The organism is Burkholderia sp. Ap-955, assembly GCF_011753045.1.
GTDB classification, from domain to species: domain Bacteria; phylum Pseudomonadota; class Gammaproteobacteria; order Burkholderiales; family Burkholderiaceae; genus Burkholderia; species Burkholderia lata_D.
Map to the genome: position 1 here is coordinate 1 of NZ_VWWH01000127.1, position 14,748 is coordinate 14,748.

At 68.3% G+C, this 14,748-nt stretch carries 13 protein-coding genes; 2 read left to right on the plus strand and 11 right to left on the minus strand.

All coding sequences use genetic code 11. The features are described from left to right. Positions 1 to 146: 146 nt before the first annotated feature. On the plus strand, positions 147 to 1,229 hold the full coding sequence (locus F3J15_RS34345; protein WP_166896826.1) for a porin: 1,083 nt from the start codon (positions 147 to 149) through the stop codon (positions 1,227 to 1,229). Between the two features lie 45 nt (positions 1,230 to 1,274). Beyond that, a complete protein-coding gene (locus tag F3J15_RS34350; RefSeq protein ID WP_166896828.1) occupies positions 1,275 to 2,765 on the plus strand; it encodes an MmgE/PrpD family protein in 1,491 nt (496 codons plus the stop codon). Between the two features lie 43 nt (positions 2,766 to 2,808). On the opposite strand, the gene F3J15_RS34355 is transcribed toward F3J15_RS34350, so the two are convergent. From F3J15_RS34355 to F3J15_RS34405, 11 genes are all read right to left on the minus strand, one after another. After that, positions 2,809 to 3,747, minus strand: a complete 939-nt coding sequence (locus F3J15_RS34355; RefSeq protein ID WP_069249278.1) for a LysR family transcriptional regulator — start codon at positions 3,745 to 3,747, stop codon at positions 2,809 to 2,811. A 273-nt stretch (positions 3,748 to 4,020) separates the two neighbouring features. Beyond that, positions 4,021 to 5,040, minus strand: a complete 1,020-nt coding sequence (locus F3J15_RS34360; protein WP_166896830.1) for a cyclase family protein — start codon at positions 5,038 to 5,040, stop codon at positions 4,021 to 4,023. After that, positions 5,037 to 6,524 carry an MmgE/PrpD family protein gene (locus F3J15_RS34365; RefSeq protein ID WP_166896842.1) on the minus strand — a complete coding sequence of 496 codons (1,488 nt, stop codon included), beginning with the start codon at positions 6,522 to 6,524 and terminating at the stop codon, positions 5,037 to 5,039. The genes F3J15_RS34360 and F3J15_RS34365 overlap by 4 nt, the downstream gene beginning before the upstream one ends. Then, positions 6,521 to 7,384, minus strand: a complete 864-nt coding sequence (locus F3J15_RS34370; RefSeq protein WP_069247753.1) for a CoA ester lyase — start codon at positions 7,382 to 7,384, stop codon at positions 6,521 to 6,523. The genes F3J15_RS34365 and F3J15_RS34370 overlap by 4 nt, the downstream gene beginning before the upstream one ends. Further along, positions 7,381 to 8,619 (minus strand): CoA transferase, encoded by a 1,239-nt coding sequence (locus F3J15_RS34375; RefSeq protein WP_205191115.1) that lies wholly within the window; start codon positions 8,617 to 8,619, stop codon positions 7,381 to 7,383. The genes F3J15_RS34370 and F3J15_RS34375 overlap by 4 nt, the downstream gene beginning before the upstream one ends. A gap of 102 nt (positions 8,620 to 8,721) precedes the next feature. Next, the gene (locus tag F3J15_RS34380; RefSeq protein ID WP_089483828.1) at positions 8,722 to 9,885 is read right to left on the minus strand and encodes a zinc-binding alcohol dehydrogenase family protein; all 1,164 of its coding nucleotides are present in this window, start codon (positions 9,883 to 9,885) and stop codon (positions 8,722 to 8,724) included. A gap of 58 nt (positions 9,886 to 9,943) precedes the next feature. Beyond that, positions 9,944 to 10,531, minus strand: a complete 588-nt coding sequence (locus tag F3J15_RS34385; RefSeq protein WP_089483827.1) for a hydrolase — start codon at positions 10,529 to 10,531, stop codon at positions 9,944 to 9,946. Positions 10,532 to 10,540: 9 nt separating this feature from the next. Beyond that, positions 10,541 to 12,043 carry an MFS transporter gene (locus tag F3J15_RS34390; RefSeq protein ID WP_166896844.1) on the minus strand — a complete coding sequence of 501 codons (1,503 nt, stop codon included), beginning with the start codon at positions 12,041 to 12,043 and terminating at the stop codon, positions 10,541 to 10,543. A gap of 472 nt (positions 12,044 to 12,515) precedes the next feature. Beyond that, the gene (locus F3J15_RS34395; RefSeq protein ID WP_089425159.1) at positions 12,516 to 13,262 is read right to left on the minus strand and encodes a glucose 1-dehydrogenase; all 747 of its coding nucleotides are present in this window, start codon (positions 13,260 to 13,262) and stop codon (positions 12,516 to 12,518) included. Positions 13,263 to 13,452: 190 nt separating this feature from the next. Continuing rightward, positions 13,453 to 14,157 (minus strand): ABC transporter ATP-binding protein, encoded by a 705-nt coding sequence (locus F3J15_RS34400; protein WP_166896846.1) that lies wholly within the window; start codon positions 14,155 to 14,157, stop codon positions 13,453 to 13,455. Then, on the minus strand, positions 14,154 to 14,748 hold a 595-nt coding region (locus F3J15_RS34405; RefSeq protein WP_166896848.1), incomplete at its 5' end, for an ATP-binding cassette domain-containing protein. The genes F3J15_RS34400 and F3J15_RS34405, both read right to left, overlap by 4 nt.

The following is a 14,748-nucleotide window of genomic DNA, read 5'->3' on the forward strand; positions in this document are numbered from 1 at the left end:
TTCGCCCGCGTACGTCGCCCGACGCGCGCGAGCGGCCCGGCGCGGCACGCCCCGTTCGCCGTCCGCCCCGGATAGCGCTGCGGCGCCGCGCGTCTCGACCCGCGCGGCGCATGGAGAACAACAACCTCAAACAAGGAGACAGCCCCATGGGCAAGCGAATGTCCGCATTGTGCGGACTGGGCCTCGTATCGGCCGGCGCCTGCGCGCAAAGCAGCCTCACGCTGTATGGCGTCGCCGACGTGTACACCGAATTCCTCACCGGCCAGGTGGCACCGGACGGCAAATCGTCGGCATCGCTCGTGCGGATGGCGTCGGGCGGCAAGAGCGGTTCGCGCTGGGGCCTGAAGGGCGTCGAGAATCTCGGCGGCGGCTGGCAGGCGGCGTTTCGCGTCGAAAGCAGCATCAACCTGACCAACGGTACCGGTGCCGGCTCGGGCGGCTTCGACCGCTCCGCGTGGGTCGCACTGCAGCACGACCGCTGGGGCGCACTGCGGCTCGGCCGCCAGTACACGACGCTGTTCGACATCATGGAGCGCTATTCGCCGACGGGCGCCTATTCGACGCTGTACGAGCCGGACGGCGCGATCGTCGGCATCAACTATCGCGAGAACAACGTCGTCAAATACCTGGCGAAGCTCGGCGCGCTGACGCTCGAAACGCACTACGCGTTCAGCGGCACGGCGGGCGCGTTCCAGTCGAACGCCGCGTACGGCGCAGGCTTCGACTACGCCGGCGATGCGTTCTCGTTCGCCGCGGCGTTCGACGATGTCCACACGCCGCAGCCCGGCGGCTTCGCGCATTTCCGCCGCTACGCCGCTTCCGCACTCGTGCCGCTCGGCCGCGCCCAACTGCTGGCCGGTGTCGAACACGCGCGCAGCGACATCGCCGCGCCGTCGGTCGTGACGAACTTCACGTTCTGGTGGGCCGGCGTCCGTTACGCGATCACCGATTTCCTGCAGGTGATCGGCGCGGTCTATTACGAACACATCCGTACGCAGAATCCCGCCCATGCACCCGCGCCGGCATCGCGTCCCGTCAGTCCGCAGCAGGTCACGCTGCAGTTGAACTACTTCGTGTCGAAGACGGTGACGCTGTACCTGGCGGGCGGCTACGCGCATCGCGCCGCGCTCGATTTCGACAACGACAACTACAACTTCCTGCACTACTCGCTCGCCGCCGATCGCTCGGGCAGTGCGGGCGTCGCGCTCGGCCTGCGCAAGGCGTTCTGACATCGCCGCCCCTCCCCGCACCTGACACCTTCGGAGTCCAGAACCATGAACCGCCGCCATTTCCTTTCCGCCCTGACCGGCGCTGCGCTGACACTGCCCGTCATGCGCGCCCGCGCCGATGCGTCACCCGCCGCCAGCGGCGCCGCGCGTGCCGACCTGCGCGACACCGACCGGCCCGAACTCGCGCGGCAGCTCGCCGACTATGCAGCCGGGCTGCAGTATCGCGACCTCGACGCCGCGACGGTCGAGACGATCAAGGCGCATCTGATCGACGCACTCGGCTGCGCGATCGCCGCGTATGACGAGCCGCCCGTGCGCATCGCGCGCAATGCGGCGCTCGCCTCGCCCGGTGGTGTCGCGACCGTGATCGGGACGAACCGGCGCACGAACCCCGATCTCGCCGCATTCGCAACCGGCACGGCGCTGCGCTACTTCGATTTCAACGATGCGTATGCCGGCAAGGAAACCGGCCATCCGAGCGACAACGTCGCCGCGTGCCTCGCGGTCGCCGAAGCGCAGCACGCCACCGGCCGCGACCTGATCCTGTCGATCGCGATCGCGTACGAAATCGCGTGCCGGCTGATGGACGCCGCCGCCATCAGCCCGCGCGGCTGGGACCACACCTGCTACAGCCTGCCCGCCGTCGCGCTCGCCACGGGGAAACTGATGCGCCTGCCCGCGCCGCAACTCGTGCAGGCGGTCAACCTGTCGATCAACAGCCATCTCGCGCTGAACCAGACACGGGTGCAGCAGTTGTCCAACTGGAAAGCGCTCGCCGACGCGGACGCGGCGCGCAACGCGGTGTTTTCGACCGAACTCGCCCGCGCCGGCCTCACCGGCCCCGCGCCGATCTTCGAAGGGACGGCCGGGTTCTTCGAGCGGGTATCCGGGCCGTTCACGCTCGATACGGGCGAATTCGGCGGGCGCGGCGGCGCGTTCCGGATCGGCCGATGCTTCGTGAAGTTCTATCCGGCGCAAGGGCTCACGCAAACGGCGATTCCGGCCGCGCTCGCTGTCGCCGCCCAGGTCGGCGACCTGCGGCGCATCCGCCGCATCGAGATCCACACGACCGAAGTCGGCTACGTGACGGCCGGCCGCGATCCGGAGAAATGGGCGCCATCGACCCACGAGACCGCCGATCACAGCCTGCCTTACATCGTCGCGCGGGCGATGCTCGACGGCGACATCACGACCCGAAGCTATGCGAGCGCCGCGCTGCGCGACCCGGCATTGCGCGCGCTGGTCGGAAAAATCACGGTCAGCGCCGATCCGGCGCTGACGGCCCGCTATCCCGCGCATGCGCCGAATCGCGTGACGGCCGTGTGCGACGACGGCGCGATTCATGCGAAGCAGGTGGACGACCTGCCGGGTTCGCCGACGCAACCGATGCAGCGCGACGACTACGAAGCGAAGTTCATGAAGAACTGCCGGCCGCACTGGAGCGCGGCACGGATGCGTGCCGCGCTCGATTATCTGTGGCGCCTCGACGAACAGCCCGACGTCGCGACGCTGCCGCCGCTGTTCGTCATGGGCTGACCCGTGCACGGCCGGCACCACGAGGCACCACGCGGCTTCACGCTCAGCCGACGCTGAACGCGTCCGCCGCGACGTCGTCCTCGAGCGACTCCGCGACCGCAATGATCATGCGACGCATCCAGCCGTGCGCGTTGCTCGCATCGTACCGGTGATGCCAGTACAGCGACCACGTGACCGGCTCCATCGCGAGCGGCAGTTCGCGGATCACGAGGCGCGGATCGCCGAGGCTCAGCGCGTGCCGCTCCGACATGATCACCGCGTACGGCAGCGCATCGAGCATGTTCGGCACGACGAGCCAGTGCGGCACGTTGAGCACGATGCGGCGCTTGCAGCCCATGTTCGCGAGCAGGTTGTCGATCAGGCTGTGGTCGACCGGGTTGATCGATACGTTGAGGAAGTCGAGCGCGAGGAACCGTTCGAGCGTCAGCGGCTTGTCCGCGTCGGGATGCTTGCGGCTCAGCATGCAGACCAGCCGGTCGTGAAATACGGTTTCCGACGACAGCGTGCCGGCATGCTCGAGGCCCGCGCTGATCGCCATGTCGAGCCGCCCCGCTTCGAGCGCTTCGGCCGTCTTGGCGGCGCTCGGATGCACGACGTCCAGGCTGATGTTCGGCGCCGCCGTACGCATGCGCCGCAGCAATGCGGGCAGCAGCAGCAATTCGGTCAGGTCCGACATGCGGACCGTGAAATGACGTTCCGATGTAAAAGGATGGAATTGATAATCCGATTCAAACAATTCTTCTATTTGTTGCATGATTTGCCGGACCGGCGAGATCAGCGCCTGGGCGCGCGGGGTCAGTTCCAGCCCTATCGCGCCGCGCGCGAGGATCTCGTCGTTGAACAGATACCGCAGCCGCGACAGCGCATTGCTGACCGCCGGCTGCGTCAGGCCGACCTTCAGGCCGGCCCGTGTCACCTGTTTCTCGGTCAGCAGCGCATCGAGTATGACCAGCAGGTTCAGGTCGATCGAACGTAGATTCATGATTGTGACCATCCACTAAACGGGTTAATCGCCCTCCCCGGTTCACGATTATCGCAATGGGGAATTCCCCTGATATTTAGTTCAATAAACGAGAATAGTCCAATCTTGACGTTTCAATATTTTTTATATACCTGCCGCCATTGATTCGGTTTTTGATTTAAATGACTCGTTTTCCAGGAATTTTTTAAAAAAACGAGTCAATCGAAATCGGCAATCGATGGATGGAAACGGTTCGCGCCGGCACGCGCGTACGGGCCGCCGTCCGCCCGCGCGTCAGACCGTCGCGACCGGATTCACCGGCGCACCGACCAGGCCCCGGATATGCAGCGGGGGCGCGGTCAGCAGGAACCGGTTGCGCCGATGCGCACGCAGCCAGTTCGCGAGCGGCGTCAGATGCCACAGCTCGCCGAGGTGGATGCCGAGCTTGAACAGGCACAGCTCGTGCAGCGGCATCAACGCACCCGGCTGCGCGAGCGGCTGCGCATGTTGCGGCCGCTCCTCGATCGCATGGTTGTCGGCCACGAGCGCGGCGAGCCGCGACTCGTCGATCCACTGCAGCAGGCGGGCGTCGCTGCTGTCCAGTACGCACGCACTCGCGACGGTCGCGGGCGACCCGCTTTCGTCGTTCAGCAGCAGATCGGCGAAACCGGTGTGAATGCAGACGATGTCGCCCTGCTCGACGCGCACGTCGTCTTCTTCCATCACGCGCATCAGCTGCGCGTAGCCGACTTTCGTACGGGCGACGCCGAAGTGATGCCGCAGGTCGATCAGCACGCCGCGCCCCTGCACGCCGGTCCGTGCCATCACCTCGATGCCGAGCGCGCGCGCGCCGCCGGTGGCGTCGCCCTCCTGCGGCACCCGCAGATGCTCGCCCATCCGGAAGCCGTTGTAGAACACGATTTCAGGCACGCCGTCGCCGTCCGCATCGAATACGCCGCCGACATGCGCGAGGCCGTCCCATTGCGTCGAGAACTGCGAATGCATGCAGAAGGAATCGTCGCAGACCACGTCGGTTGCGTTTGCAACCTGTTCATCCGCGCGATAGCCGAAGTACGGCTTGCCGCCCAGCAGCGCCGGCATGATCGCCGGTGGCCGGCGGCGTGCGTTCAGCCCGCCGCCGCGCGGCACATCGAGCGGCAGGCTCAGCGAAAACGACAGGCCTTCGCGCACCTCGGCAACGCCCTGCCGCACGTTGTCCGGGGTCAGCCAGTTGAGCCGTCCTTTCTGGTCGTCCGGACCGAAATCGCCCCAGTTCGAGCCGGGCGGCCGCTTGTTCCAGCGTGGTGTGCTCAAGATGGATCTCCTCCTTTCGGGTTCGCATGCGCGCCGGACGTCAACGCCGCCAGCCCATCGAGCGGCGCGTCGTCGGCGAGCGCCTGCACCGCGTCGCGCAGTTCGAGCGCGCGAGGCAGGCCGATCGTCGAACTCGCCGCGAGTACGAATTTCGCGACGAGTTCCTGTTCGGTCAGCGGCCGCGCATTGGTGCCCTTGCTCGACTCGACGCGCGCCTCGAGCACCTGTCCGTCGCGCAGTTCCACCCGCAGCACGGCGGGCAGGAAATGCGGGAACCGCTCGTCGCACCACGGATCGCCGACGCAGCGCACCTTCGCGGCCAGCGCACGGCGCGCGGGATCCCGCACGAGCGTGTCGTCGAAATCGTCGAACCAGACACCGAGCCCGCCGCCGCCCAGCAGCGCGGCCGCGACGGTGTACGGCCCCGAGAACGCCGCCGCATACCCGTCCGGCGGGTTGGCCTTCAGCGCGGGCGGCTCGCCGATCGTGCGCAGCGTCGACGTCGCGACCCGCAGTTCGGCGGACACCACATCGTCGGCCGTCACGCCCTGCGCCTTCAACTGCAATGCCGCGTCGATGCCAGGATGCGTGAAGTGGTTGCACGGATACGGCTTGAAGATGATCCGGCTCGTCTCCCAGTCGACACCGAGTTCGCGCAGCACCGCGTCGACGTCGGCCAGCTCGCCGCACCACGCGCGGAAGAAGCCAAAGCGGCCTTCGAGCGCGGTCGGCGGCGCGGTCACGCCCGCGCCCGCCAGTTCCGCCGCGCTCACGCCCGCATGCGCGGCCCAGCCGCAGTGGATCCGCTTCACGGAGCCGCCGGTGCGATTGGCTTCGAGCAGGCCCGCGCCCATGCTCGCGGCAATGCCGAGCGCGGCGGCGATTTGCGCGGCGTCGAGCCCGAGCAGCATCGCCGCGGCCGCGGCGGCGCCGACCGTCCCGCAGATCGACGTCGCATGCTGGCCGCGCTCGAAGAACACCGAATTGCCGATCTGCGGGTTGTAGGCGGCCACGCCGAGCCGGATGCAGATTTCGGTGCCCACCGTGATCGCATCGAGCAACGCCGTGCCCGACGCGCCGCTCGCCTGTGCGGCGGCAAGCGCGGCCGGAATCACCGACGCGCTCGGATGCAGCACCGACAGCATGTGCGAGTCGTCGAAATCCATCGCGTGCGCAAGCGTGCCGTTGACGAGCGCGGCGCTCGCGGCCGGCAGCCGGTCGGGCGCGCCGATCACGGTCGCAGGACCATTGCCGGCCCAGCGCCGCGCAACCTGCAGCACGGACTGTGCGACGGGCTCGTCGTGCGCGATCAGGCTGTTGCCGACCAGGTCGAGCACGCGGGCGGCCGCCTCGACGCGCAGTGTGCGGTCGAGCCCATCGGTGCGCACCGCCGCCGCGAAGCGACCGAGCGCGCCGATGATGCCGTCCGGACTCACGGGCCCGGCGACCGCGGCCGGGGCGGTAAGCGTGTCGGGCGCGTTCATGCCGGTGCTCCGTCGCGCCGGAGATGGGTCGCCAGCGCGAGCGTCACGCGCGCGTTCGCGATCAGCGGCGGCGCCACCACGCGGCCGTCGGGCAGCACGAACACCGACGATTCGCCGTCCGCTGCATCGACCGCCTCCAGCACGCGCTCGGCCGCGCGGATTTCTTCATCCGACGGCGTGAACACCGCGTTGATGACCGGAACCTGCGAAGGATGAATCGCGAAGCGGCCGACGAACCCCATCGATTTCGCGCGCAACGTCGACTCCTTCAGACCGTCGAGATCGTTCAGCGTGTGATAAACCGTCTGGATCGGCCCGTTCAGCCCCGCCGCGCGCGACACCACCACGCAGCGCGCGCGACACACTTCGAGCGTGAAGTTGTCGACGCCGATCCGCAGGTCGGCGCGCAGATCGCTTTCGCCGAGCCCGATCCGCTCCAGCCGCGGCGACGCGGTCGCGAGCTGGTAAGCCGTCTCCACGCCATACGCCGATTCGATCAGGATCTGGATCCCCGCTTCGCTGCCGAGCGCATCGAGCCAGCCCGCGACTTCCTGGATATGCGCGGGAAAATCGCACTTCGGCAGACGCAGCGCCTGCAGCGCGGGCAGTGCGATCGCCTCGACGTCGTCGCGGCACCATGGACTCCCGATCGGGTTGACGCGCACGTAGGTCGGCTTCGGCGGGCCGCCTGCGAGGATCGCGGCGGCGGCCTTGCGGGCGTCGATCTTGTGGCTCGCCGGCACGGCGTCCTCGAGATCCAGCACGATCGCATCGGCGTCGCTCGCATAGGCCTTCTCGACCACCTGCGTCTTGTGCGCAGGCACGTACAGATAGCTGCGGCAGGTTGCGCTCTGTTTCAAATCACACCTCGTTCGGTCAAATCGGCTAGGTCCTGCGGTTCCAGTCCCAATGCGCCGAATACTTCATCGTTGTGCGCGCCGCGCGACGGCCCGCCCCAGCGGATCGCGCCGGGGGTATCGGACAGCCGGAACGGCACGTTGTGCGTGCGGAACGCGCCCAGTTCGGTGTCGGCCACCGATACGACCGAGCCGAGCGCCGCATACTGCGGATCGTCGAGCACGTCGGCCACGTCGTAGATCGGCGCGACGGCCGCCTCCGCGCGTTCGAACTCATCGAGCACCTCGGCGCGCGTGCGCTGCCCGATCCAGCCGCCGACCGCCGCGTCCAGTTCGTCCGCATGCTTCGCGCGCTCGACGCCGCTCGCGAACCATGGCTGGTCGATCAGGTCGGCGCGGCCGACGAGCCGCATCACGCGCTCGGCGATGCTGTGCGCCGACGTCGACAGCGCGACCCACTTGCCGTCCGACGTGCGATACACGCCGCGCGGCGAATTGTTCGGCGAGCGGTTGCCGGTGCGCTCGGGCACGCGCCCCGTCTGGTCGTAGCTCGCGACCTGCGCGCCCATCGCCGCCAGCATCGTCTCGATGATCGCGAGATCGACCACCTGCCCGCGTCCGGTGCGATCGCGCGCCTTCAGCGCCGTCATGATCGCGAACGCGGCGGTCAGCCCCGCCACCGTGTCCGCCAATGGAAACGACGGAAGCAGCGGCGGTCCGCCTGCCTCGCCGGTCGCCGCCGCCAGCCCGCTCATCGCCTCCGCGAGCGTGCCGAAGCCCGGGCGGCGCGCATACGGGCCGAACTGGCCAAAGCCCGTCACCCGGACCAGCACGAGCCGCGGATTGATCGCGGACAGCACGTCGTAGCCGAGCCCCCAGCGCTCCAGCGTGCCGGGCCGGAAATTCTCGACCACGACGTCGGCCTGCGCCGCCAGCTCGCGGAAGATCCGCTGGCCGTCGGCCGTGCCGAGATTCAGCGTGACCGCCCGCTTGTTGCGCGCGACCACCTTCCACCACAACGGGACGTCGTCGCGGCGCGCGCCGTACTTGCGCGCCGGATCGCCCGTCGGATGCTCCACCTTGATCACGTCGGCACCGTAGTCGGCGAGCATCGTCGCCGCGAGCGGGCCGGCGAACAGCGTCGCGGCGTCGATCACGCGAATGCCGCCGAGCGGCGCGCGGCTGGAGCTGTCCGACGCCGTGCCGGCGTCGACCTCCCCGGTTTCCACTGAGGCCATGGCGTTCTCCTACGAGATGGATTGCACGGCGCGCCGTGCGTCGCCATCGTCTGCATGACTAAACATCGTGCGACGAGGCAGGCACGGCGCGCGACCCGCGGCTTAGACCGCGTTGATCCGATAGATCGGGAAATACGTCTCGATCTTCCCGTTCAGGTAATCGGACGCCAGCTTCGGCACGTCGTCGAAATCGAAGATCTCGGTCGGTTCCTGGCCGATCCAGCCGGTGGATTCCTGGAAGTCGCGGATCGTGATGCTGTCGTCGTAACGCCACGCGTGCGTGTGGATGTGCAGGCGGCGGTTGATGCATTCCGTCGCGCGCAGGTTCCACAGACGCATCCCGGTTTTCCAGCCGACGGTTGCGACGATGCCGGTGCGGCCCGTCACACGCATCGTCGCGCGATACAGCGCGCCGCCGAGATTGTCGAGGAAGATCGCGACGCCGCGGCCGCCGCTCAGCTCGGCGATCGTTTCGGCAAAGATGCGCTCCGACTCCCGGTAACGTGCCTGATATTCCGGATCGGCGCGGTAGCGCGCCTCGTCGTACGCGAGATCCGGAAACTTGCGGCGGTCGACCGGCGTGATGCCAAGCTTCGCGAGTTCCTCGAGCCGGCGATCGTTGCTCGCCGTCATCGCGACGCGAAAGCCCTCGCGCTTCGCCAGCTGCAACTCGGCCAGCGTCGTGCCGCCGCCCCAGCCGAACACCAGATAGTCGGCCGGATCGACGTCCGGCAATTGCGAACGCCAGCACGTCGACGCGACCTTCCAGTTGTCCCATGCGGTGAAGTAGCGGCCGTAGGTCGCCCATTGCAGCAGCGAGTGACGGCTGTCGGTCGGCACCGGCACCAGGTTGTCGGCGCGCATCTTGGTGCGCTGCGCCATCACGCCGATCGTGCCCGGCGCGTCGTACGCGTAGACGAGTTCGGCGAACCCGTATTCGTCGCGCTTGCCGAACGGCATCACCATGCAGATCTCGCCGTCCTTCAGCGTACCGACCGCGCTGCCGCGCTCCAGGACACGCACCAGCGCGCCGTTGCCCAGCACGATCTTGTCCTCGCGGCGCTGGCGGCAGATGTCGACCGGATTACGCGACAGCGCGTGGTCGAGGTTCGCTTCCCACGATCCGTACAGCGGCTCGACGAGCACCTCGTCGGCTTCGAGACTGGAAAATTCGAAGGTCTCGCGGCGCAGCTCGCCCGCGACGGGCGGCTGCTGGCGGGTCGGTTCCGGTCCTGCGTAAAGAACCCATGCATCGGTCTTGATCATCGTCATTCCTCGGTAAACGACTGGTATGTGAAAAAGCGCGCCGAACGACTCGCCGGCTTCAGCGCGACTGGGCCTGCTCCAGTGCCGCCTCCACGTCCGCCGCCGCCGCGACCTGCCCGAGCTTCGGGAAGATCTGGGTCAGCGCAAACGTCTGCGCATCGGCCGACGAGGTGCTGACCGCGTCGCTCACGACGACGACGTTGTAGTTGTTTTCGTACGCCTGGCGCGCCGTCGATTCGACGCCGATGTTGGTCGCGATGCCCGTCAGCACGATGTCGGTGATGCCGCGGCGACGCAGCTGCACGTCCAGGTCGGTGCCGGTGAACGCGCCCCACTGATGCTTCGTCACGACGATGTCGGACGGCTGCACGCCGAGCGCCGGCGCGAACGCGCTCCATTCGGGATCGAGATTCGGCGGCGGCGACGGCGCATCCGTCTTCACCTTCAGCGCCACGCCACCGTCCGGCAGGTAGCTCGTGTGCACGTAGATGACGGGCAACCCCAGCGCGCGAAAAGCCGCCGCCAGCTCGACCGTCTTCGCGACCACCTGTGCGCCGGTGTAGGGCGTGACCGGCAGCGAGACGATACCGTTCTGCAGATCGATGGCGACGAGCGCGGCGGTGCGATTGAGCGTCGGAATGGACATGTAAAACCCTCACTTTTGTTGTGGAACGGAAGAAACGGCGGCGTCGAGGTGCCGGCTCGATACGGCATTGAGCAACAGCAGCACGCTGATGACCGCCAGGACGACGGCAAGCTCGCGCAGGCCGTGATCGCTCGCCGGATGGCCGAGCGCGAGACCGACGAGCGCGAACGACAGGCTGCCGCCGACGTACTGCGCGGTGCGATACAGCCCCGAGGCCGTGCCGATCCGGTCGTGCGGCGTACTCTGGTAGAGCGTGGCCTGGTTGCCGAGATTGTTGAAACCATTAGGAATACCAAACACGATGGACAGCACGACGATCGCAGCGATCGGCAGGCTGCTCGTCATCTGGCTCATCACGACGCTGCCGATGCAGAGCAGCGCGGAACCGATGACCAGCACCGGGCGCGCGCCGTGACGGTGCACGATGCGGGTCGCGACCATCGTCGTGACGGTGCCGATGCCGGCGACCGGCAGCATCACGATCCCGGCATCGGCGGCTGATAGCCCCCTCGCCTCCTGCAGCCACATCGGCAGCGCGTAGAAGATCGCGTAGAACACCGCATAGGTGCCGACGCAGCGCAGGTACGTGCCGAGCAGCGGACGGTTTTCCGCCAGCATGCGAATGTCGATCAGCGGCGCCGCGGCCTGGCGCTCGCGGTGGATCAGGAGCGGCACCAGCACGAGCGTCGCGGCCAGCAGCAGCCAGTCGGGTTCGCGCGTCACCGATTGCAGGAACAGCAGCAGGCTCGCGAGTGTCAGCACGAACAACGCCACGCCCGGCAGATCCAGTTCCGTCAGCGTGCCGCGCAGCGTGGTGCGCGCCTGCGCGCCGCGATAAGCCGGGTCGGCCGGAATCCACAGCCACGCGAACAGGAACGCGGCCAGCACGATCGGCACGTTGATCCAGAAGATCGCGCGCCAGCCGGCGAACTGCACGAGCGCGCCGCCGAGCGGCGGGCCGAACGCGACGGCCACCTGTGCCGCGATCGAGATCGCGCCGAGGCCGCCCGTCGGCGTCGCGCCGTTCGCGTGCCGCTGCGACCACACACGAATCATCGCCATGCCGGCCGGATAGGCGGCGGACGTGCCGATGCCGAGCGCGACGCGCGACGCGATCAGCCAGCCGAGCGTCGGTGCGAACGGCGCAAGCGACGACGCGACCAGCACGATCGCGAGGCCGATACAGAAGATCCGCTTCGCACCGAAGCGATCGGCGAGCCGCCCCATCGTCGGCTGGCCGGCGGCCGTCGCGAGATAGAGACCCGACACGAGCCAGAGCGTGTCGATGCGCGCCTGCGCGGCGCCGTGCGGCGCGAATGCCTGCTGGATGCTGACGAGCGCGACCGCGATCATCGACGAGTTCAGCGCGTTGAGCAGCGTGCCGAGCACGATCGGACCCACCAGCTTCGCCGGCAGGCGCAGACCTGCGTTGCGTCGGTCGTCGCCGCCTTCGGGCGGGCCGCCGGCGGTTGGACGTGCCGCGTGCCCGGATCGATCGTGAGTCGTTTTCATGGCGCCTTCGCGTGGTGAATGTGCATCGTTCGATGAATGTCGAACGTGCGTTCACCATACCGCTCGGCGCGCCGCGGATGAAATGGATTGTTGCGATGCACACATTCGCAACTTGAATGGGTGGCATGCGCGTGACGCACCGAACCGGCACCTGTCGAAAGGGTGACGCGGCACGGGAAACGCCCGTCAGCCTTACGCGACGGGCGATCGAAGAGAATTCGGGGAGATGGCTTCAGTCATGCACGGCAAGCGGGATGCACCGTCGCCACGCACGTCGCATGACAGTTTTATGCCGCGGTGCGATGCGGGATCAGAGGGCGGCCTCTACAGGAATCGTAGTCATCCCGCATGCGTACATCGAATGCCGTGGGTCGCACGGCAACCGGCGGCACGCTGCGTGATCTGCCGAAGCAGACTCGCCGCAGCGTCCGCCGGATTTCGTCGCCCCTGCTGCCGGGGCGGCGTGATCCGGTCAGTTCAACCCGCCGCTCACGACGAGGTGCTCGCCGGTCATCCAGCGTGCATCGTCCGATGCGAGGAACACGGCGACCGACGCGATGTCGTCCGGCTCGCCGAGGCGGCCGAGCGGCGTCTGGCCGAGCACCTGCGCTTCGAGATCGGAACCGATGATGCCCGCGCTATGCGTGCCTTCGGTCACGACCATCCCCGGGTTGATCGCGTTCACGCGGATCTTGCGCGGCGCGAGTTCGAGCGCGAGCACGCCGGTGATCGCGTCGACCGCGCCCTTCGTACCGCTGTACACGGCGCTGGCAGGCGGCGTGATGCTGGTCACCACCGAGCTGATGTTGATGATGCTCGCGCCTTCGCCGAGATGCTTGACCGCTGCCTGCGTGGTCAGCAGCACGCCGAACACGTTCGTGTCGAACTGACGGCGGTAGTGCTCTTCGGTGATCGCTTCGATCGGCGCGAATTCGTACACGCCGGAATTGTTGACGAGCACGTCGAGACGGCCGTACGTGTCGATCGCCGTATCGACGATGCGCTGCGCATCCGCCGCCTTCGACACGTCGCCGCCCACCGCGACCGCGCGGCCGCCGGCTTCGACGATCGCGCTGACGACCGCATCGGCGCCCGCCTTGCTGCTCGCGTAGTTGACGACGACCGACGCGCCTTCCGCGGCCAGTGCCTTCGCGATCGCCGCGCCGATGCCCTTCGAGCCGCCCGTGACGATCGCGACCTTGTTTGCCAGCTTGCTCATGATTTCATTCCTCAGTCCAAGACTTTCGATGGATGGCGCCGGCTGCCGCGTTGCTGCGTCGTTGCGTCGTTTCGTCGTTTCGTCGATATGCAACCGGTATGGCTGGCAATTTACGGTGCGGCACCGCAGCGATAAAGCGGCTCGACACGAATTGACTGGCAGCGTTTTCCGAACAATCGCTCGCGCGCCGTCAGCCGGCGCTCAGCCATGCGTTCGCGACGTCGCCGCCCAGGCCGTCGAGCGCACCGTCGTAGACGATCCGTCCGCGCCCCATGACCGCGACGCGCCGCGCGAGCCGCGGCGCGAACTGCAGCCGCTGCTCGATCAGCACGATCGCGACACCGTCCGCCTGCAGCGCGGCAAGGCACGTGCCGACTTCGTCGACCGCGAGCGGCGCGAGCCCTTCGGCCGGTTCGTCGACGATCAGCACGCGCGGGCGGCCGGCCAGCGCCCGCACCAGCGCGAGCACCTGCTGCTCGCCGCCCGACAGCCGCCCCGCTTTCACGTCCGCGCGCGCGGCCAGCAACGGAAAGCGGTCGAACAACCGTTCGAGCGCCGTCCGTTCGGCCGCGCCGCTGGCGCCGCGCAGCCCGAGCCGCAGGTTGTCGCGTACCGTCAGCAGCGGGAACACGTCGCGGCTTTCGGCGACGTAAGCAACGCCGCGCCGCGCGATCTCGAACGTGCGCGCCCCCACGCATTCGACGCCGCCGATGCGCACCGAGCCGGCCGTGCGCACGAGCCCCATCACGGCCTTCGCGAGCGTCGAGCGCCCCGAGCCGTTGCGGCCGAGCAGCGCGAGCGTCTCGCCCGGCGCGAGCGCGAGGTCGACGCCGTCGAGCACGGGTTGCAGCCCGTACCACGCGCGCAGGCCGCGAATGTCGAGCAACGCGCTCATGGGCCGCCCTCGCCCAGATAGGCGGCACGCACGGCCGGATCGGTGCGGATCGCATCGGGCGCGCCGGTCGCGACCACCGTGCCGCGCACGAGCACCGTGATGCGTTCGGCGAAGCCGAACACCGCATCCATGTCGTGTTCGATCAGCAGGACCGTGCGCCCCTGCGTCGTTGCGCGAATCAACGCGATCATCCGCGCCGCCTGCGCGCGGCTCATCCCGGCCGTCGGCTCGTCGAGCAGCAGCGTGCGCGCGCCGCTCGCGAGTGCGATCCCGAGATCGAGCGCGCGCTGTTCCGCGTAGCTCAGTTCGCCGGCCGGCGTGTCGCGGTGCGCATCGAGGCCGATGTCGTGCAGCACGCGCCCGGCCGCGAGATCGACCGACGCCGATTCGCGCAGCCGGTTCCACCAGCGCCGCCGTTCGGCCGGCGCATGCAGCGCCGCGCAGCGCAGGTTGTCGAACACGGTCAGCCGCGCGAATGCGCTCGTCTGCTGGAAACTTCGGCCGATGCCGAGCCGGCTCGCGACCACCGGCCCGCGCCCGCGCAGCTCGACGCCGTGCAGCACGACGCGCCCGCGCGTCGGCCGCACCGCA